20 protein-coding genes are annotated in these 18276 nt (G+C 63.1%); 7 read left to right on the forward strand and 13 right to left on the reverse strand.

The window, feature by feature from the left end:
* Positions 1 to 4: 4 nt before the first annotated feature.
* The 7 genes from AC1D1J_RS05300 to AC1D1J_RS05330 all read right to left on the reverse strand — a co-directional run bounded on the left by AC1D1J_RS05300 (position 5) and on the right by AC1D1J_RS05330 (position 6660).
* Entirely contained in the window at positions 5 to 796 is a 792-nt protein-coding gene (locus AC1D1J_RS05300) for an SDR family NAD(P)-dependent oxidoreductase (RefSeq protein ID WP_477694059.1), read from the reverse strand.
* 6 nt (positions 797 to 802) lie between these two features.
* Positions 803 to 1351 carry a DUF3833 domain-containing protein gene (locus tag AC1D1J_RS05305; protein WP_477694060.1) on the reverse strand — a complete coding sequence of 183 codons (549 nt, stop codon included), beginning with the start codon at positions 1349 to 1351 and terminating at the stop codon, positions 803 to 805.
* Positions 1348 to 2661 carry an MFS transporter gene (locus AC1D1J_RS05310; RefSeq protein ID WP_477694061.1) on the reverse strand — a complete coding sequence of 438 codons (1314 nt, stop codon included), beginning with the start codon at positions 2659 to 2661 and terminating at the stop codon, positions 1348 to 1350. Before AC1D1J_RS05310 ends, AC1D1J_RS05305 begins: the two co-directional genes overlap by 4 nt.
* The gene (locus tag AC1D1J_RS05315; protein ID WP_477694062.1) at positions 2658 to 3131 is read right to left on the reverse strand and encodes a chalcone isomerase family protein; all 474 of its coding nucleotides are present in this window, start codon (positions 3129 to 3131) and stop codon (positions 2658 to 2660) included. The genes AC1D1J_RS05310 and AC1D1J_RS05315 overlap by 4 nt, the downstream gene beginning before the upstream one ends.
* 95 nt (positions 3132 to 3226) lie before the next feature.
* Entirely contained in the window at positions 3227 to 4504 is a 1278-nt protein-coding gene (locus tag AC1D1J_RS05320) for a class I SAM-dependent methyltransferase (protein WP_477694063.1), read from the reverse strand.
* A gap of 42 nt (positions 4505 to 4546) precedes the next feature.
* Positions 4547 to 5365, reverse strand: coding sequence for a DUF1365 domain-containing protein (locus AC1D1J_RS05325; RefSeq protein WP_477694064.1), 819 nt, complete (start codon positions 5363 to 5365; stop codon positions 4547 to 4549).
* Positions 5362 to 6660: an NAD(P)/FAD-dependent oxidoreductase gene (locus AC1D1J_RS05330; protein WP_477694472.1), complete on the reverse strand. Its 1299-nt coding sequence runs from the start codon at positions 6658 to 6660 to the stop codon at positions 5362 to 5364. Before AC1D1J_RS05330 ends, AC1D1J_RS05325 begins: the two co-directional genes overlap by 4 nt.
* Positions 6661 to 6782: 122 nt before the next feature.
* Between AC1D1J_RS05330 and AC1D1J_RS05335 the strand changes: the two genes are divergently transcribed.
* On the forward strand, positions 6783 to 7400 hold the full coding sequence (locus AC1D1J_RS05335; protein WP_477665675.1) for a TetR/AcrR family transcriptional regulator: 618 nt from the start codon (positions 6783 to 6785) through the stop codon (positions 7398 to 7400).
* Positions 7401 to 7570: 170 nt separating this feature from the next.
* On the opposite strand, the gene AC1D1J_RS05340 is transcribed toward AC1D1J_RS05335, so the two are convergent.
* From AC1D1J_RS05340 to AC1D1J_RS05355, 4 genes are all read right to left on the reverse strand, one after another.
* The gene (locus AC1D1J_RS05340; RefSeq protein WP_477694065.1) at positions 7571 to 8536 is read right to left on the reverse strand and encodes a DMT family transporter; all 966 of its coding nucleotides are present in this window, start codon (positions 8534 to 8536) and stop codon (positions 7571 to 7573) included.
* Positions 8537 to 8617: 81 nt separating this feature from the next.
* Positions 8618 to 9610 (reverse strand): substrate-binding domain-containing protein, encoded by a 993-nt coding sequence (locus tag AC1D1J_RS05345; protein WP_477694066.1) that lies wholly within the window; start codon positions 9608 to 9610, stop codon positions 8618 to 8620.
* A gap of 21 nt (positions 9611 to 9631) precedes the next feature.
* A complete protein-coding gene (locus tag AC1D1J_RS05350; RefSeq protein WP_477694067.1) occupies positions 9632 to 10621 on the reverse strand; it encodes a Bug family tripartite tricarboxylate transporter substrate binding protein in 990 nt (329 codons plus the stop codon).
* Between the two features lie 77 nt (positions 10622 to 10698).
* Complete coding sequence (locus AC1D1J_RS05355; RefSeq protein ID WP_477694068.1) at positions 10699 to 12006, reverse strand: Rieske 2Fe-2S domain-containing protein; 1308 nt, start codon at positions 12004 to 12006, stop codon at positions 10699 to 10701.
* Positions 12007 to 12151: 145 nt separating this feature from the next.
* Between AC1D1J_RS05355 and AC1D1J_RS05360 the strand changes: the two genes are divergently transcribed.
* From AC1D1J_RS05360 to AC1D1J_RS05380, 5 genes are all read left to right on the forward strand, one after another.
* Positions 12152 to 13147 carry a PDR/VanB family oxidoreductase gene (locus AC1D1J_RS05360; RefSeq protein ID WP_477694069.1) on the forward strand — a complete coding sequence of 332 codons (996 nt, stop codon included), beginning with the start codon at positions 12152 to 12154 and terminating at the stop codon, positions 13145 to 13147.
* The gene (locus AC1D1J_RS05365; protein WP_477694070.1) at positions 13144 to 14343 is read left to right on the forward strand and encodes a Gfo/Idh/MocA family protein; all 1200 of its coding nucleotides are present in this window, start codon (positions 13144 to 13146) and stop codon (positions 14341 to 14343) included. The genes AC1D1J_RS05360 and AC1D1J_RS05365 overlap by 4 nt, the downstream gene beginning before the upstream one ends.
* Positions 14340 to 14921, forward strand: a complete 582-nt coding sequence (locus AC1D1J_RS05370) for a MarR family winged helix-turn-helix transcriptional regulator (protein ID WP_477685275.1) — start codon at positions 14340 to 14342, stop codon at positions 14919 to 14921. Before AC1D1J_RS05365 ends, AC1D1J_RS05370 begins: the two co-directional genes overlap by 4 nt.
* Positions 14922 to 14987: 66 nt before the next feature.
* A complete protein-coding gene (locus tag AC1D1J_RS05375) occupies positions 14988 to 15143 on the forward strand; it encodes a hypothetical protein (RefSeq protein WP_477646178.1) in 156 nt (51 codons plus the stop codon).
* Between the two features lie 104 nt (positions 15144 to 15247).
* Complete coding sequence (locus AC1D1J_RS05380; protein WP_477694071.1) at positions 15248 to 16126, forward strand: DMT family transporter; 879 nt, start codon at positions 15248 to 15250, stop codon at positions 16124 to 16126.
* A gap of 43 nt (positions 16127 to 16169) precedes the next feature.
* Here the strand turns inward: AC1D1J_RS05380 and AC1D1J_RS05385 are convergent, their stop codons facing one another.
* Positions 16170 to 16805 carry a 3-oxoacid CoA-transferase subunit B gene (locus AC1D1J_RS05385; RefSeq protein ID WP_477685273.1) on the reverse strand — a complete coding sequence of 212 codons (636 nt, stop codon included), beginning with the start codon at positions 16803 to 16805 and terminating at the stop codon, positions 16170 to 16172.
* Between the two features lie 89 nt (positions 16806 to 16894).
* Complete coding sequence (locus AC1D1J_RS05390; RefSeq protein ID WP_477694072.1) at positions 16895 to 17602, reverse strand: CoA transferase subunit A; 708 nt, start codon at positions 17600 to 17602, stop codon at positions 16895 to 16897.
* A 97-nt stretch (positions 17603 to 17699) separates the two neighbouring features.
* Here AC1D1J_RS05390 and AC1D1J_RS05395 point away from each other — a divergent pair, with 97 nt between their 5' ends.
* Positions 17700 to 18257: a helix-turn-helix transcriptional regulator gene (locus AC1D1J_RS05395; RefSeq protein ID WP_457280177.1), complete on the forward strand. Its 558-nt coding sequence runs from the start codon at positions 17700 to 17702 to the stop codon at positions 18255 to 18257.
* Positions 18258 to 18276: the final 19 nt, after the last annotated feature.

Below are 18276 nucleotides of genomic sequence, written 5' to 3' on the forward strand. Positions count from 1 at the left end.
ATTTCTAGGCCTGCCTGAGGCGACGGGTCGCCGCGAAAAATAGGAAATAGGGCAAAAGCCGCAGGGCTTTCATCCAGAGGGTAAAGCGTTTGGGGAAGTGGATTTCAAATTCTCCGCGTGCCCAGCCCTTGAGTATTTCCTGGGCCGCCTGTTCGGGGCTGATCAAGGCGGGCATTTTGAACTGGTTCTGTTGCGTGAGCGGCGTGTTGACAAAGCCGGGATTGATCAGCGCAACACCCACACCCCGGGGTTGCAGGTCCAGGTACAAGGTCTCGGCGAGGTTGATGAGCGCGGCCTTGGTGGGGCCGTAGGCCAGGCTGTTGGGCAGGCCGCGGTAGCCGGCGACGCTGCCCATGAGGCTGATGTGGCCGCGCTGGCCGTTGCGCGGGTTCGGCGGCCGCGCCAGCAGCTGCGGCACCACGGCGTCCAGCAAGTAGAGCGCGCCGAGGTAATTGACTTCGTTGTGGCGTAGCAGGTCACCCAGGTCCATGTGGGTGGCGTCCATGGCGTGGTAGTGGCCCGCGCAGTAGACGACGCAGTCCAACGCATCCTGCGCGGCCAGGGTTAAGGCGGCGGCCTTGACGGCCTGCGCGTCGGTGACGTCCAGCGGCAGGGCCAGGGCGCCGGGGTGGGCGTCGACGAAGGCGTTGAGCGCATCCACGCCGCGGGCCGAAACCACCACCTTCGCGCCCCGGGCGTGCAGCGCCGAAGCGGTGGCCCGTCCTATGCCGGTGGAGGCGCCCACCAGCCAGACCGTGCGGCCGCGCCAGTCCGCCATGCGGGAGTTCAGTGCCATGCTGATCTATCGCTTGATGAAGGACAGCGTCACTTCGCCCAGGCCCACACCCCACTTGCGCATGGCGGCCTTGTTGAGCATGACTTTGTCGTTCATGAGGTACATCCAGTCGTCAAACTGCACCTCTATCACCCTGCCGTCCACCGGCAAGGCCAGGGTGTAAGCCCAGTTGAACGCATTGCCGCTTTGCCGGCCCTCGGCGGTGCCGACCACGTCGTCGGCCTGGCCGGTGTAGCGGCCGTCGGCGTGGCGCGTGAGGCGCCAGATACGCCGCTGGGTCGTGCCGTCGGAATAGCTGAAGGCTTCGTCGAGCACGCCGGCGTCGCCTTTCCAGGTGCAGGTCATCACCACGCTAAAACGCTTGACGACCTTGCCGGAGCGGTCGGTGAAGATGCCGTAGGCGTCGAGCGTGCCGTTGAAGTAGTCTCTCAACTCCAGCACCGGGGCCTCCTTGGCGTAGTCCTGGACTTGCGGCGTGCTGCATGCGCCCAGCAAGGCGGCGCACACCACGACGGCGAGAAGGCGTGAGCGGTGGAAAAAAGTGCGTTGTGTCATGGGGTGTGCGGCTGGGCCGTGGTTGGGAGGATGAAAAAATGGAGCGCACCGGCCGCCAGGGCTTTGAGCGCGCAGGGAAGGAGGCAGTAGGCGGCGGTGAGCACGGCGGAGGCGTTGGCATCCCGCACGCCGGGCACATAGCCGAGCCAGCCCAGCAAAGGCAGGGCCAGGCCGGCGGCCAGCGCCAGGTTCAGCTTGGTGGCGAAGTTCCACCAGCCGAAGTAAGCCCCTTCGGCGCGGCCGCGGTCACCGGCCCTGGCAATGACCCCGGCCAGCAGCGCGCCGGGAAGGACCAGGTCGCTGCCCAAAGCCGCGCCCGACAAGGCGCACACCAGCAAAAACCAGGATGCGTCGCCCGCGCCCAGCCGGCTCGCCCCCAGAAAAACGGCAATGGACAGCAGCATGCCAAAGCGCCAGCTGTGCGCCAGCCCCCAGCTCTTGACCCCGCGCAGCCACAGCGGCATGGACAGCGCGCCGCACACAAAGTACACAGCCAGCGCGGCGGACTGCATGGCCTCGCTGGCCAACAAACGGTCTTGCAGGAAAAACAGCACGAGGGTGGCAGGGATGGCGCTGGCGATGCCGTTGAGCAGGTAGACGCCCAGGAGGCGGCGAAAGTCGGGATTGCGCCACGGATGCCGGAGCGCGCCGGCGGTGCTGTCCGCGGCGCTTGCCGCTGCATGGCGGCGCTTGGGCCGGGGCGCCGCGCGCCAGGCCCACCAGCCGCCTGCAAGGCCGGCGACCAGCAGGGCCAGCATGACGGGCACGCCCAGCAGCGCGGGCGTGACCGACGCGAGCAGCACGCCCACCAGGCCCAGCCCTTCGCGCCAGGCCACGACGCGGCTGCGATACAGCGCGTCGCCGCCCAGCATGGCGCCCCAGGACTGGTGCGCAATAGACAAAGCGCTGTAGGCTGCATAGGTCACGACCAGCCAGAACCCCGCCCACCAGAGCAGTGCGGTGGGATCACTCACCAACGGCACAAACAAAAAAGAAAATCCCACTGCCAGTACGGCCGCGGCCACCGCGCCCATCACCAGCACGGCGCGAAGCGATACGACATAGAGTCGATCGCACAAGCGGCCCAACAACGGATCGATGACCGCGTCGAGCAGACGTGCGCCCAGGAGCACGGCGCCCAAAGCCGCGAGCGAAACACCCCAATGGCGCGTGTACAGATTGGGCATCAAGACATAAAGCGGCAGGGCGCAAAACGCCAGGGGCAACCCCAGCAGGCCGTAGCGCGCCCCGCCGCTCAGACCCAGAACCCGGGGCTCCGCTTCGATGCGCGCGGCCATAGAGGGATTCATGGTGCGGCACCCACCGGGGCCGGGGATTTCTCCTGCGCCAGCAGCGCGCGGCGCATTTGCGGCTCGGAGGTTTGCGGTGACAGCCAGATGCCGAAGAAGAGTTTGGCAAACAGCGGGTCGCGCACTTCACCGAGCAGGCGGCCGTTGCTCCAGAATACCGCGCCCGTGGCGGGCTGGTGCACCCCGGTGATGCGATCGCCGGTTTTGACATCCGGGAACAGCGCGCGCATCTGGTTTTCCCAGGCGGCTTCCTGCGCCGGGGTGATGGCCGCCTGGCGGCGCATCTCCGCAATGGATCGCCGGGCAATGTCGGCCCCTTTGAAGTCACGCAGGTAAGCCAGCTCCAGCGCAAACGGGCTTTTTTCATAGGCTGGCCCGTCGAATCCTGGTGCAACCCAGAGGGTCGCCCGGTAAACCTCAAGGCCCCAGAATTTCAAATTAGCCTGACCCGACAGGCTGGCCGCAGGCAAGGCGGAGCGTAGCTCTTGCGGAAGGGGCTGAGCCTGAACTTGCAAGCAAGACAAGCACCCAATGACCGCCAATATCGCGCAAGCAGATGCGTTTTTCATATCGAAAGCGCTTCAGGTTTGCGCAGGGTGTACTGCATCAGGTTGATATCACCCGTGTCAAAGGCAGCCTCGCAGTAGCCCAGGTAAAACTCCCAGATGCGCATAAACCGTTCGTCAAAGCCGAGCGCCGCCACCTCGGCCTTGCGGGCGATGAAGGCGTCGCGCCAGCGGCGCAGCGTCTCGGCGTAGTCGGCGCCGAAGGCGAATTCGTCCACCACCTCCAGCCCCACCGCCTGGGCCTGGCGGCGGAATTCCCGCGGGCACGGCAGGCAGCCGCCGGGAAAGATGTACTGCTGGATGAAGTCGGTCGACCCGACATAACGGTCGAACAGCGCGTCGTTGATCACGATGCTTTGCACGCAGGCCCGCCCGCCGGGTTTGAGCAGGCGGCTCACGGCGGCAAAGTACGTGGGCCAATAGGCCTGGCCCACAGCCTCCACCATCTCGATGGAGCAGATCGCATCAAACGGCGCGTCCGGGATGTCGCGGTAGTCCTGCAGGCGCAGGTCGGCCCGCCCGCCCGCGCCGGTGCCGACGCCCAGGCGCTGCATGCGGGCATTGGCATAGGCCAGTTGCTCGGTGCTCAGCGTCACGCCCACCACGGCCGCGCCGCGTTCGACGGCGGCCTGCTCGGCAAGCGCGCCCCAGCCGCAGCCAATTTCCAGCACGCGGTCGCCGGGCTTCACGCCGGCCATGTCCAGCGCGCGGCGCACCTTGGCGTTCTGCGCCTCGGGCAAGGGGCGCGAAAGATCGCCGTCAAACCAGGCGCCGGAGTAGTTCATGGTCTCATCCAGCCACAAGCGGTAAAACGGGTTGCCCAGATCGTAGTGGGCATGGATGTTCTTGCGGCTGTTCGCGCGGCTGTTGTGGTGCAGCAGGTGCTTGACGCGGTACAGCAGCCGCCCGAACCATGTGCCGAAGATCATGGCGTCGACCTCCCGGCGGTTGGCGGAGAACAGCTTGAGCAGTTGGGTCAGGTCGGGCGTACTCCAGTCCCCGGCGATGTAGCTCTCGGCAAAGCCAATGTCGCCGGACTTGAGCGCGGCGCCGAACACCTTCCAGTTGTGCAACGTGATGCTGGCGCTGGGGTGTCCGGGCATATGCATGTCGTGCTGCTGCGGGTGCTCGCCAAAGCGGCGCTGCGAGCCGTCGGGCAGGTGCAGGGTCAGCGCGCCGTGGCGCAGGTTTTGCAGCAAGCGCAGCGCGCTTCGGGCGGCGGCCGGCGCATCATTTGGAAACGCAAGGCCTTGGACGGTGCGGGTAACGGCGTTCATGTCGGACTCCTGGAATGGGGCTTATGCATTGCGCGTGCGCCTCTAGCGCGAGACAAAGCTTTGCGGCGGCGCGGGTTTGCGAAAGAAAGGCACTTTTTTCAGCCACAGGCGCAGCGCCTGGACGTGGATGTGCAGCACCACGCCCAGCGTCATCGCGGGATAGCGCCACAGGGTGCCGCGCAGGACGGCGGGCGTGATGGCCTGCAGCGTGCCGCTCACGCTGGTCTGCAGCACGGCGGCGTCGGCGACGACTTCGTCGTAGAAATCCACGCGGGCCACCGTACGCGCCTGTCCGTCCTGTCCGTCCTGTTCGCCGTGTTCGCTGCGCATGAAGCGAAAGCGGTAGTGGCCCTGCACCGGGTTGAAGGGGGAGACGTGAAACACCTTGTCCGCGCGCTGCTCCACGCCATAGCGCGGGGCGTCCAGCACATAGCAGTGACGCTCGCCGAAGGTGTTGTTGACTTCCACCACGATGGCGCGCAGACCGCCCTCGTGGTCGCCCGCCGCGCGGTGGCAATACCAGAAGCTCACCGGCTTGAAGGTGTAGCCCAGCACGCGCGGATAGGTGTGCAGCCAGGCCTCGCCGGTCGCGTCATGGATGCCCTCGCGCCGCAACACTTCGTCCAGCCAGGCGATGGCGCCGCCCTGCTCCGGCGCGCGCCCGTCGCCGTGGTCGGCCTCGAAAAAGCTCAGCGCGCCCCCGCGATTGATGCGCCACTGGCCCGGTTGCGGCGCCTGCTTTTGCAGGCTGCGCAGCGGCAGCATCAGGAAGTACGTGGGGTAAACAAACGCGTGGCGCCGCGGGCGCAGGCGGGTGTGGCGCACCTGGCCGAAACCGATGAGCGGCACGGGCTGGCTCATGCGTCCGCCAACAGCTGCGCGGCGGCAGCCAGCCCGGCCTTGAGGCCGTCTTCATGAAAACCGTAGCCCATCCACGCGCCCGCAAAGTAGCGATGATTTTTGCCCTGCAGCGCCGGCATGCGGGTTTGCGCCGCCACGGCGGCCAGGTCGAACACCGGGTGGGTGTAGTCGTACTCGCCGATGATTTTTTCCTGTGCGATGGGGCGTACCGGGTTCAGGGATACGACCACCGGCTGTTCCCAGGGCAGGGGCTGCAGGCGGTTGATCAGGTAGTGCAGGCACACCCGCGCGCCCTCCTGTTCGGCTCCGCCTGCACGCTCATAGTTCCAGGCCGCCCATGCCGCCCTGCGCGTCGGCAGAACCGAGGCATCCGTGTGCAGCACGGCCTTGTTGGACTGGTAGTGAATGGCGCCCAGGGTTTCACACTCCTGCTCCGTCGGCGCGGCCAGCATGCGCAGGGCCTGGTCGGAATGGGTGGCGATGATGACCCTGTCAAACAGCTCGGCGCCCGCGTCGGTGTGAATGCGCACGCTGGCTTTGCCGTCCGGCGTGTTGCCAACGTGTTCGATGCGGCGCACCGGGGTGTTCAGCCGCTTGTCCGCAATGCCCGCGGTGATTTTTTCAACATAGTGCCTGGCTCCGCCCTGCACGGTCCACCACTGGGGGCGGTTGGTGATTTGCAGCAAGCCGTGGTTGTGGCAAAAGCGCACCATGGTCGACACCGGGAACTGCAGCATCTGCGCGGTGGGGCAGCTCCAGATGCAGGCCATCATGGGCAGGAAGTACCAGTCGCGAAACGCGGCGCCGAAGCCGTGCTCGTCCAGGAACTTTCCGAGCGACTGGCCCAGTTGCGCTTCGGTTCCGCCGTGGGCCATGCGGCTGGTCAGGGCGTTAAAGCGCAGCAGGTCGCGCAGCATGCCCCAAAAGCGCGGATTGGCCAGATTGCCACGTTGCGCAAACACGGTGTTCAGGCTGGAGCCGCTCCATTCCATGGCGCGGCCGTTGCCGAAATCGTCGGTCTGCACCGAAAACGACATCTCTGACTTGACGCTTGCCACGTCCAGCTCCGCCAGGAGCTTGATCAGTTGCGGGTAGGTGCGCTCGTTAAGGACCAGAAATCCTGTATCCACCCCGTGAGTGACGTCACCGCGCGGTGTGGGAAGCGTCACGTCGACGGTGTGGGTATGCCCGCCAAACCAGGCACCTGCCTCCAGCAGCGTGATGTCCGCCTTGCCCCTGAGGGCATGGGCGGCCGCCAAGCCTGAAATACCCGAACCGACGATGGCTACTTTGATTGACACCCGCACTCCTTGAATTGCTCAGGTCAATTCTATACTACTCAGTATTTATTAAAACCATTCAGTATTAATATTTCCTCACAATTCTTTTTTCAAACTAAACTGGCTAAAATCACAGCATGACGAGCCCCCTCCCCCCCAAGGCCTCCTTCAAGGCACAAATGCTGCTGGCGCGTGAAGACGCCATCATCCAGTCGGTGAACCGTTTGCTGGCTGAAAAAGGGTTTGAAGCCATGACGGTGGACGAAGTGGCGGCCGACGTGGGCATTGCCAAAGCCAGCCTTTACAAGCACTTCCCCAGCAAGGAAGACCTCGCCGCGGCGGCCATGGTGTCCGTCATGCGCCGGGCGCAGGCCTTTCTGGACGACTTGCAGCCCGAGTTGTCCGCCGTGGACAAGCTGCGCAAAGTGGTGGCTTGGACCATGGGCCTGAAGCTGGCGGGTGAAATGCCCTCGCTACCCAGCCAGAACTCCAGCCTGCGCACCGCGCTGATAGCCAACAAGGACTACATGGACGGGCTCATGGACGTGAGTGACCGGCTGGGAGCCTGGATTGAGGCGGCGCAGGCAAAAGGCGCGCTCAATCCCAAGCTCCCGCCCATCGCCGTGCTGTACACCCTGTACGCCCGCGCCTGCGATCCCGTGCTGGAATTTTTGAAAATGGGAGAGCTGTACACCGACGATGAAATCGTCGCCCTGGTGCTGAGCACGTGCTTTGAAGGCCTCGAAGCCCGCTGATCGCCGGCGCACATGGGGCCTGCCTCAGGGACCGGCATACTGCTTCGGGGCCTTCCAGGATATCTGTGCCTTGAGTTCCTTCGTAACCGCGTACCCCAACCATCGGGGCTGTGCCGGCTGGGTGCCCTTTTGGCACTGCGGTATTGAGTTTCCGGGTCAGGGTCGGTGCGTCAACGCATCACGATGATGAAGATACCCAGCAAAGTCAAGCCACTGCCCGCCAGCGTGGTGGCCTTGATGGCGTCCTGGTCTTTGAACAGCAGATGGCTCAGCGGAAAAACCAACACTGGCGTACACAGCGTGACCAGTGTGGCAACGGACAGCGGTATGTAGCGCATGGCGCCGATCACGCACATCTGGGCTGAAATGGTGGTCACGCCGATCAGGGCGTAGAGCGCCATGCCAATGCGACTGGCTGAGCGCAGGCGGGCAGCCATGGCGCGCTTGTCGGCGCTGAAAAACAGGAGCAGGGCCAGGCCGCTGGCGGCGCCTATCAATGCGCCCACAACGGGTTCATTCCAGCTGCGCACAGCTGACCCCCTGAGCACATTGCCGATCGCATACGCCAGCGAGCTGCCCATGCCCAGCAAAAAGGCGGATTGCAGCGCCCGCTGAAGCGCGGTGGGCCGCGTGGCTGCAGGTGCGGGGCCTCCGTCGGGCACCAGCGCTGGCGTGGAACCGCGGCGCAAAAAAAAGCCGGGCTTGTAGCTGACCAGCATCAGGCCGCCTATCGTCATGACCATGCCCAGCGCCACCAGCATGCTCAGACGCTCTCCCAGCAGCAGCCAGGCCGTCAGTGCGGTGAACAGCGGGCTGCTGATCTGGAAAACACTGGCTTTGGCCGGTCCGAAACGCACCACGGACTCGTAAAAAAACCAGCGCCCCAGGTAAGTGGCAAATGCGCCGGCAGCGGCAAAAAGCCAGAACGCCTGCGCATTCCAATGCAAGCCATCCGTGCGCAGACCCATCTGCACCAGCGTGGCCAACGCAGAAAACGCCACGTTGGAGGAAGCTGCGATGAGAAAGCCCAGGCCAAGCTCCAGGCGGCTGGACGCTACCTTGGTGACCAGAATGGAGACCGTGAAAAGCAGCAGCGCAACGCTGGCCAGCAGGTAACCGAAAAAGGTATCAGACATCCAGATCAAGCATCAAATCGGCATCAAGCCCTTATAAGACGTGCGCAACCAGCTATCAAAACAGGAGCATTCATCACGATGTCAGATCTTGAAAGCTTCCAGTGACTCGGGGGCAAAGAGCTCCTGCGGCGTGAGCAGCCGCTTGGAGAGGCCCTGCTCAAACGAGTACCGCAAGAAGGTCTGCAGCGTGGCTTCGTTCTTCTCGAATCCGTAAGGCCAGAAGTCTTCGCCCATCTCACGCCTGACCTGCTCGACGTGCGAAGTCAACCAGGGCAGCATGACTTTGAGTGCCGCTGTTTCGTACAGATCTTCGTAAGTGCGCCGCTGCGACTCCTCCAGCGCTTTCATCAGCGAGCGCGCCACCCAGCGGTTGGCTTCATACACGTCACGGCGAATTGCCACCGTGTGCATGATGGGGAAAATTTTCGTTTCCTGGAAATAGTTGCGCTCGACCTGTTCGTAGTCTTCAAAGAGGCGTTTGACTTTGCCTCCACCTTTCAAAAAGCTCGAAGGCATACGCGCGGTGTAGAGGGCATCGATCTCGCCGTCGAGCAGCATCTGCGCCAGTGTCTGCCCGGGGCCGATGCGCTCGACCTTGATGTTGGGCGGCAAATCCAGTTTGATCTTTTCAGAGCGGCCGGGTTCCTCTTCGCCGCCGGTGAAGTAGGTCACGCTGTCAACAGGGACGCCGTAGTGGTCGGACAGGATGCCGCGTATCCACACCGGTGCCGTCATCTGGTATTCGGGATTGCCGACGCGCTTGCCAATCAAATCCTTCGCCTCGCGAATACCGGAGTTGGCATTCACATAGATGCAGGAATGGCGGAAGAAGCGCGAGGGAAACACCGGGATCGCCACAAACGGCCGCGACTCATTGAACATCGAGACGGTGTACGACGACAGCGACATTTCAGCCGCATCAAACTCCTTGTGCCGCAGCATGCGAAAGAAGGTTTCTTCCACCGGCATGTTGAGGTAGTTCAGGTCAATGCCATCGGGTTGCAAGCTCCCGTCCATCAAGGCGCGGGTGCGGTCATAGTTCCAGCAGCCGAAGGTCAGTTTCAGTTTTGACATGTCGCAGTGTGTTCCTGAGAGTTATTCCGGCTTGATGCCCGACGCCACAATGGCTTTGGCCAGGCGCTCGTTTTCACCAAGGATGGCCTTGTTGTAGTCGGCAGGGCTGCTGCCGATGGGCTCGATGCCGGCGTTGTTCAGCGTGCTGATGACTTCCGGCATCCTGGCGATCTGCGCCATCTCGGCGCTGATGCGCTCTATCGCACTCGCCGGCGTGCCCGTGGCAGCCAGCACGCCCACGATGGGCGCGAAGTCAAACCCAGGAATGGTTTCCGCAATCGCCGGCACATTGGGCTCCTGGCTGGAGCGCTGGGCCGCATTGTTGGCCAGCAGCTTGACCTGCCCGCCTTTCACAAAACCGGCCAGGGACGGCAGCGCCGAAAACAGCACGTCGACCTGCCCACCGATCAGCGCCGGAACCGACTGGCCCGTGCCCTTGAACGGCACATGGGTGATTTGCAGGCCGAGCGATGCCTTCAGCGCCTCCATGGTCAGGTGGTGCGTGCTGCCGATACCTGAAGAGCCGTAGTTCAAGGTTCCTGGTTTGGCCTTGGCGAGCGCGATGAACTCCTGAAATGTATTGACCTGTACTTTGGGGTGAACCGCCAGGTACAGCGGCGCGCGAGCCGCGAGCGACACGGGCATGAAATCGCGTTTGAAGTCGTAACCCAGGCTTTTGTAGATGGCTGGGTTGATGGAGAACATCGAGCCGTCCGTCACCAGGAAGGTGTAGCCGTCTTTCGGGGCGGTGGCCAGCGCCTGCGCGGCCACCACACCGTTGGCGCCCGGCCGGTTGTCGACCACCACCGACTGGCCGAGCTTGTCGCCCAGCCGCTGCGCAAAAATGCGGGCCACGGTGTCGGGCAGGCCGCCGGCCGCGTAGGGCACCACGAACTTGATGGGGCGATTGGGGTAGGCGCCCTGGGCAGCTGCGAACATCGGCAGCAGGTTGCCGGCTGCCAGCATGGCGCTGGCCCCTAGCAGATGAAGAAGATGACGGCGCTGTTTCATGATATGTCTCCTGATGATTTTTTAAAGTGTCATGGCGGAAAAGAAGCACAGAGGCAGAAAATGCCCTATGTGGCGCCCTATGTGGAATAGGACGGCTCCAGCGCTGGCTCGCGGGAATCCCACACACAGGACGCCTGGTAGGCACGCCAGTCCGTCGTTTTCGGAACAATAGCCTGAAAAGCGACCACGCTGGGCGGAATACGGAACTCGCCTGTGCCGATGGCGGCTTCCCCCGCCTGGAACGCGCTCACTGCCTCCAGCATCTGCTTGCGGAACTCCACCACCGCCATGTCGCTGGCGCCCAGACGTTCGTGCGTTCTGTCAGCAATCGGCCCCATGGTCACCCACATGGCGATGTCCTGGTTGGGGAAACCGGTAATGCCGGTGAAATTGCCGGCCTTCATGGCTTCGCGGTCCTGCCAGAAGTGGTTGGCACGGTTGCGCAGCGGCTGGTATTTTTCGTCCAGATCCTCACCCAGCTGCTGGCCAAGGAATTTGCGCCAGGTGCCGGTGTCAGGCGTCTGCGACGGATGGCCCCAGGCGATGAAATAGAACGCGGTGTTGGTATCGTCCATCGGCACGTTGATGTTGGCAACGTTGTACAGGTTGTTGGGCGGGATCAGCGCGGTGGCGGGCGCCACAAACACGGTCGAGCGAATGTAGTCATTGGCCGCCGCGTTCTTGATGGGGCGACGTATGGCCGCGTAACGGAAACCGTAGGAGCCGCGCTCCACCTGCATGCGCGGCGCCTTGTCGGTAGAGGGCCGCAGCCAGTTGGTATCCGTGGCCTCGGCGCCTTCCACGCGCGCCGGCACCATGTCTGAAGAATGCAGGCTGGAGCTGTGGGCCGAGTCGATCGCGCCTTCCAGGATTTGTGCCCAGTTGCAGGGAATCAAGGCTTTGGCAATCGTCACCTTCGTGTCGGCGGTGGGGGCCCAGGCCGGTGGCACGAAATCAGGTTGCGTCTCTTTCGGCCCCATGTAAGCCCAGACAAAACCGCCCCACTCCTTCACCGGGTAGGCCAGATGCTTGACCTTTTGCGCCATGCCGCTAGCGGCGGGCTCGGAGACCATCTCCAGGACATTGCCCTCCACATCCATCTTCCAGCCGTGATAGAGGCAGCGCAGGCCGCAATCTTCGTTGCGGCCAAACACCAGCGACACGCGCCGGTGCGGGCAGTATTCGTCCATCACACCGACCCGGCCCTTGGTGTCGCGAAACACCACTAGGTCTTCACCGAACACGCGTGCCTTTACGGGCGTGCCGTCAGGCTCACTGACTTCTTCGATCAGGCATACCGGCGTCCAGTGGCGGCGCATCAACTGGCCCATGGAAGCCTGGCCCTCCACGCGGCACAACAGGTCATTTTCTTCAGCGGTCAACATCACAAATATCCTTCACGTCAGTTGCAAATTCATGGGCTCGGCATGAAATCAAAAGCAGCTTGCAAATCCGGGGCAAGCAGATTATTCTTAGCACACTAAGAATATCGGGCTTTTGACATTTGTCAATCACCATACGGAGACAACGATGAGCGTTAACCCTAGCGTCGCAGCAGGCAGCCCCGCCGCGGCCGCCATTGAGCCGGATTTTTTTAATCTGCGGGTGGTCCGGAAGGAAGCGGTTGCACAAGGCATTTACCTGTTCGAGTTGCGTCATCCGGACGGCGCGCCTCTGCCCGCCTTCACGCCCGGCTCGCATCTGACGGTTGAAGTGCCGAGCGGTGTGCGGCGCAACTATTCCCTGTGCAGCGACCCGGCTGACAACGGCGCCTGGCAGATCGCTGTCAAGCGTGATGAGCGTGGCCGTGGCGGCTCCGTCAGCATGGCGGATGACGTGCAGGCGGGGCAGTTGCTACCAGTCAGCGCGCCGCGCAATAACTTCAAACTGGCAAGCCACGCCGCTGAGTCGATCTTCGTGGCGGGCGGTATCGGCATCACGCCGGTGCTATCGATGATGCGCTACCTCAAGCGCACGAACACCAGCTTCAAGCTCTACTACTGCACGCGCGATGCGGGCAGCACGGCGTTCATCCACGAGCTGCAATCCGAGTTTGCTGGCCAGGTGCAGATTCACCACGACAACGGCGACATCGACCAGGCGCTGGACCTGTGGCCGGTGTTTGAAAAGCCCACCGCCGCGCACATTTACTGCTGCGGCCCCAAAGGCCTGATGGACAGCGTGGCCGACATGTCGGGCCACTGGCCTTCGGGTTCGGTGCATTTTGAAAGCTTCGGCGTCGACGCCACGGTGTATGCCGATAACACGCCCTTTACCGTGCGGCTTCAAAAGAGCGGGAAGAGCGTCGAGGTTAGTGCAGAACAAACCATTCTGGAGGCCTTGCGCGGCACAGGCCTGCGCGTGGCCAGCTCTTGCGAAAGCGGCACCTGCGGCACCTGCAAGACCCGCCTGCTGGCAGGCGAGGCCGAGCACCGCGACATGGTGCTGACCGACGAGGAAAAGGCTGACCACATCATGGTCTGCGTCTCGCGGGCAAAATCGCCTGAACTGGTACTGGACTTGTGACAAACCGCACACTGAAGATGGGCGTGGTGGGCCTGGGACGGGCGTTCACGCTCATGCTGCCCACCTTTGTGCATGACAGCCGCGTCACGCTGGTGGGCGCGACCGACCCGATTGCCCAGGCCCGGGCGCAGTTTGAAAAAGATTTCGGCGCGCCCAGCTACGAATCTATCGAAGCGCTGTGCGCCAATCCGGCCGTGGAAGTGCTCTACATCGCATCGCCCCACCAGTTCCATGCGGAGCACGTGCGCCTCGCCGCCTCCTTCGGTAAACATGTGCTGGTGGAAAAGCCGATGGCCCTGACGGTTGACGAATGCACCAGCATGATTGAAGCGGCCCGCAGCACAGGCGTTCACCTCATCGTCGGCCACAGTCACAGCTTCAACATGCCGATACGGCGCACGTGCGAACTCATCGACAGCGGCCGCTACGGCGCGGTGAAGATGATTCACGCCATGAACTACACCGACTTCCTCTATCGCCCGCGCCGGCCGGAGGAACTCGACACGGCAGCCGGTGGTGGCGTGATCCATAGCCAGGCCACGCACCAGATGGACATCGTCCGGTTGCTGGGCGGCGGGCTGGTGCGCAGCGTGCGTGCCCACACCGGCGCCTGGGACGCCGCCCGCCCCACCGAAGGTGCCTACAGCGCACTGGTCGAATTTGAAGGCGGTGCGTTCGCATCGGCCACCTACAGCGGCTACGGCCACTACGACTCGGACGAGTTGCTGGACAACGTTGGCGAAATGGGCCAGGCCAAAAACCCGAATGACTATAGCGCCGCCCGCAAACGGCTGCAGGTTGCGTCCACCCCGGCTGAAGAAGCCGCGCTGAAAGCAGCGCGCAACTACGGCGGCAGCCTGTACATGGCCGGCAACGCCCTGCCGCAAGGCCTGCAGCACCAGCACTTTGGCCAGTTCATCGTCAGCTGCGAAAAAGCTGATCTTCGCCCCGGCCCGGCCGGAATCACCATATACGCTGACGGCGAAAAAACCTTCCAACCCCTTCCTGCCCCGACAGTCCCGCGCCGGGAAGTGATCGACGAGCTCTTTGCCGCGGTGGTGAACGGCGACTCACCGGTGCATAGCGGTGAATGGGCCCGGGCCACCACGGCGGTGTGCCTGGCACTGCTGGAGTCGGCCCGCACCGGGCGGGATTGCCAGCCGGGGTATCAAGTGCGTCACAATGCCGGTTCATGACCAACGACACCCAAAACATCATCCGGCACTGGCGTGAAGCCGTTCCCAATGACCGCCTCGCGCACCTGATCCGCGATGCCTCACGCGCCTTTCACCGCGCGCTGCAGGTGCGCCTGGCAGAGCATGGTGTTCCCTTTGGCCACTGGACCTTCCTGCGCATTCTCTGGGAGTCGGACGGGCTGACGCAAAAGGAGCTCAGCGCGCGCGCAGGCGTGATGGAACCCACGACGTTCATTGCGATGAAGGCCATGGAGTCGCTGGGCTACATCGTGCGCAAGCAGCTGCCCACCAACAAGAAAAACATGTACGTGCACCTGAGCGACAAGGGCCGGGCGCTCAAGAAGCTGCTGGTGCCTTTGGCCGAAGATACCAACAACGTCAGCATTGAAGGCATTGCACCCGAAGACATCAAAACCACGCGCGCGGTACTGCTGGCCATGATTGAAAACCTCGCAAAAGACGAGCTGCTGCAAACACCACCCGCAACGAAGCGCAAGGCTGCCGCAAAACCGGCCGCCCAGGCCACGCAGTCACCCTCGGCCACGCGCAGCAAGCGTGGCAAAAAAGCCGCGTCCTGAACCCCGCGCGGCGTCCCTTCATGAAGCCATCGCTCCCGTACCCGTTTCGCAGGGTATAGTCTGCCCATGTACACGCCTTTTTCAAGCCATGCCACTGCGCCAGCCCTGCTGGCCGATGACATGCGCCTGACAGGCGGCTTCACTGCTCCCCCACCTGCCGCACCTCCGCGCAACGTGGTCGCTTCCGGCGCTTACCCGCCGGCCGCGCACGTTCCCGGCTGAGTCCCAGCCGGTCCAGCTCTCCAGCCCTCGTTTGATTCAGCCACTGGCGCAGCCGCGCCACGTGCGCTCGCTGGAGCTTGTCCTTTTTTCGGCAGGTAATTTTCATGATTTCAAAAAACACGGCCTGGGCCACCTTCGGCCCGACTTCCCTTTTCGTCCTGATCTGGAGCAGCGGCGCGCTTTTCTCCAAACTCGGGCTGCAGCATGCCAGCCCATTTGCTTTCCTGGGTTTACGGTTTGCCCTCGCGCTCGGCATTCTGCTGGCACTCGGGCTGGTTGGCCGCCGCTGGCTGCCGGCCCCCGGCACGCGCATACGCGTCGCGGTGACGGGCCTTCTGATGATCGGCAGCTATTCCATCTGCCATTTGCTGGCGCTGGACCACGGCCTCACGCCCGGCGTGCTGGCCACCGTGCTGGGCGTGCAGCCCATCCTGACGCTGGCATTAACGGAGCGGCAGGCCTTCTCGCGGCGGCGCCTGGCGGGCCTCGGCCTGGCCCTGGGCGGACTGGTGCTGGTGGTGTATGAAAGCATTGCGCGTGCGCACTTCACCGCCACCGGAATGCTGTTTGCTTTCGGCGCATTGGCTTGCATGACACTGGGCGCCATTTTGCAGAAGTCTGTCAAGCAAGCGCCGCGCGAAGTGCTGCCGCTGCAGCTGGCCTGCAGCCTGTTGCTGTGCCTGCTCTTTGCACCGTTTCAGCCGATGACCGTTGATCTGAGCACCGGCTTCTGGGTCGCATTGGTGTGGATGGGGGTTGTCATGTCTGTGGTGGCGACGCTGCTGCTGTACCGCCTGATTCACGCGGGCAACCTGGTCAACGTCACCAGCCTGTTCTACCTGGTGCCTGCAGGCACGGCTGCCCTCGACTACCTGGTGCTGGGCAACCGCCTGGCGCCTTGGAGCCTGGTGGGCATGCTGGCGATCCTGCTGGGCCTGGTGCAGGTTTTCCGCAACCCTGTGCAGCCGTTAGCCGCACGCTGAAAGTTGCCGGGCGGCAGTGCAAAAGCCGCCGCCCGGCTACAGATCAAATCAGCTGGACACCCGTCTTGGCCTGCAAGACCTCGCGGGTGACGCCGGGTGCAAGCTCCACCAGCTTGAGGCCTTCGGGCACCACGTCCATCACGGCCAGGTCGGTGATGATGCGGTCGACCACGCCCACGCCCGTCAGCGGCAGGGTGCACTTCGGCAGGATCTTCATGTCTTCGCTGCCGTCCTTCTTTTTGGCAACGTGCTCCATCAGGACGATCACGCGCTTGACGCCGGCCACCAGGTCCATGGCCCCGCCCATGCCTTTGACCATCTTGCCCGGGATCATCCAGTTGGCAAGGTCGCCTTTTTCGCTGACCTGCATGGCGCCCAGAATCGACAAATTGATCTTGCCGCCGCGAATCATCGCGAAGCTTTCATGGCTGCCGAAAATGGATGAGCCCTTGATGGTGGTCACGGTTTGTTTGCCTGCGTTGATCACGTCGGCGTCCACTTCGTCTTCGGTCGGAAATGGGCCAATGCCCAGCATGCCGTTTTCCGACTGCAGCCACACTTCCTTGTCACCCGTGAAGTTGGCCACCAGCGTCGGGATGCCGATGCCGAGGTTCACATAGAAACCGTCTTCGAGTTCCTGGGCGGCACGTGCCGCCATCTGGTCTTGGGTCCAAGGCATGTCAAATCTCCCGTAGGGCCGCCCCAAGGGCGATTTGCGCCCCCTCGGGGGGCAGTGAAGCGGCAAAGCCGCAAACGTGGGGGCTCATATTAGGCTCCCGCTTTCTCGGTAATGGTTCGCTTCTCAATACGTTTCTCGGGATTTGCATTGAGCACGATCCGATGCACATAGATCCCTGGCAGGTGGATGTCATCGGGGGCGAGCTCGCCGACCTCAACGACTTTCTCCACTTCAACGATGCAAATCTTGCCGGCCATTGCGGCGGCCGGATTGAAATTGCGGGCCGTGAGGTTAAAACGCAGGTTGCCGGACTTGTCGGCCACGTGCGCCTTCACCAACGCTACATCGGGCACCAGTGAACGTTCCATCACATAAGTTTCGCCGTCAAACTCGCGCAGCTCCTTGCCGTCGGCCACTTGCGTGCCCACGCCGGTCTTGGTGAAGAAGGCCGGAATGCCGGCACCGCCTGCGCGCAGCTTTTCGGCCAGCGTGCCTTGCGGCGTGAAGTCCAGCTCCAGCTCGCCCGCCAGGTACTGGCGCTCAAACTCCTTGTTCTCGCCGACATAGCTCGAAATCATTTTTTTGATCTGCCGCGTTTCCAGCAGCTTGCCCAGGCCGAAGCCGTCAACACCGGCGTTGTTGGAAATAACGGTGAGGTTCTTCACCTGGCTGTCGCGCAAGGCTTCGATCAGCGCCTCGGGAATGCCGCACAGGCCGAAACCGCCGACGGCCATCAACTGGCCGTCCTTGACGACGCCCTTGAGGGCTTCTGCGGCGGAAGGGAAAAGTTTTTTCACAAATAGTCTCCTTGAGTCGTGACGCTGGCAGGTGCCATCAGCAATCCATTACGATACTACTTATCAAGTTAGGTAGTTTTCCGTAAAGGTAAGTACTGTGGAAGTCGATTACCAGCTCGCATTCGATCTGGCACCGGTGGGGCTGGTGCTGTCCCGCAACCGCTCCATTGTGGACTGCAACCAGCATTTGTGCGAGATGTTCGGCGCCACGCGTGAACAGCTCGCCGGCCAGTCGTTCATGATCCTTTATCCCAGCGCGGACGAGTATGAGCGCATAGGCGCACGCATGATTCCCATTCTGAACGCCAAGGGTCTGTATTCCGACGACCGCATCATGAAGCGCGTGGATGGCCGCAACAAAGGTGAGACCTTCTGGTGCCACGTCACGGGGCGGGCGCTTAACCGAAGCGCACCGCACGAGGCTGGCATCTGGACTTTCGAGGACCTGAGTTCGCGCCGCCCCGTCACGGCCGAGCTCACCGCGCGTGAACGCGAAGTGGCCGCCCACCTGATGGACGGCATGACCTCCAAGGAAATCGGCCGCGCGCTGGTGATCAGCCACCGCACCGTCGAAATCTACCGCGCCCGCCTGATGCGCAAGTACAAGGCGTCCACCACGGCCGACCTGGTGCACAGGCTGATGGCCGGGTCCTGACGAATCGATCATTTTTGCT

This window comes from Polaromonas sp. P1_F8 (genome assembly GCF_056405635.1).

What these genes read in the sequence shown, in the direction of transcription:
- AC1D1J_RS05300 (WP_477694059.1), bottom strand. Translation starts at nt 796, where the DNA reads ATGGCACTGAACTCCCGCATGGCGGACTGGCGCGGCCGCACGGTCTGG.
- AC1D1J_RS05305 (WP_477694060.1), bottom strand. Translation starts at nt 1,351, where the DNA reads ATGACACAACGCACTTTTTTCCACCGCTCACGCCTTCTCGCCGTCGTG.
- AC1D1J_RS05310 (WP_477694061.1), bottom strand. Translation starts at nt 2,661, where the DNA reads ATGAATCCCTCTATGGCCGCGCGCATCGAAGCGGAGCCCCGGGTTCTG.
- AC1D1J_RS05320 (WP_477694063.1), bottom strand. Translation starts at nt 4,504, where the DNA reads ATGAACGCCGTTACCCGCACCGTCCAAGGCCTTGCGTTTCCAAATGAT.
- AC1D1J_RS05325 (WP_477694064.1), bottom strand. Translation starts at nt 5,365, where the DNA reads ATGAGCCAGCCCGTGCCGCTCATCGGTTTCGGCCAGGTGCGCCACACC.
- AC1D1J_RS05335 (WP_477665675.1), top strand. Translation starts at nt 6,783, where the DNA reads ATGACGAGCCCCCTCCCCCCCAAGGCCTCCTTCAAGGCACAAATGCTG.
- AC1D1J_RS05340 (WP_477694065.1), bottom strand. Translation starts at nt 8,536, where the DNA reads ATGTCTGATACCTTTTTCGGTTACCTGCTGGCCAGCGTTGCGCTGCTG.
- AC1D1J_RS05345 (WP_477694066.1), bottom strand. Translation starts at nt 9,610, where the DNA reads ATGTCAAAACTGAAACTGACCTTCGGCTGCTGGAACTATGACCGCACC.
- AC1D1J_RS05350 (WP_477694067.1), bottom strand. Translation starts at nt 10,621, where the DNA reads ATGAAACAGCGCCGTCATCTTCTTCATCTGCTAGGGGCCAGCGCCATG.
- AC1D1J_RS05355 (WP_477694068.1), bottom strand. Translation starts at nt 12,006, where the DNA reads ATGTTGACCGCTGAAGAAAATGACCTGTTGTGCCGCGTGGAGGGCCAG.
- AC1D1J_RS05360 (WP_477694069.1), top strand. Translation starts at nt 12,152, where the DNA reads ATGAGCGTTAACCCTAGCGTCGCAGCAGGCAGCCCCGCCGCGGCCGCC.
- AC1D1J_RS05370 (WP_477685275.1), top strand. Translation starts at nt 14,340, where the DNA reads ATGACCAACGACACCCAAAACATCATCCGGCACTGGCGTGAAGCCGTT.
- AC1D1J_RS05375 (WP_477646178.1), top strand. Translation starts at nt 14,988, where the DNA reads ATGTACACGCCTTTTTCAAGCCATGCCACTGCGCCAGCCCTGCTGGCC.
- AC1D1J_RS05380 (WP_477694071.1), top strand. Translation starts at nt 15,248, where the DNA reads ATGATTTCAAAAAACACGGCCTGGGCCACCTTCGGCCCGACTTCCCTT.
- AC1D1J_RS05385 (WP_477685273.1), bottom strand. Translation starts at nt 16,805, where the DNA reads ATGCCTTGGACCCAAGACCAGATGGCGGCACGTGCCGCCCAGGAACTC.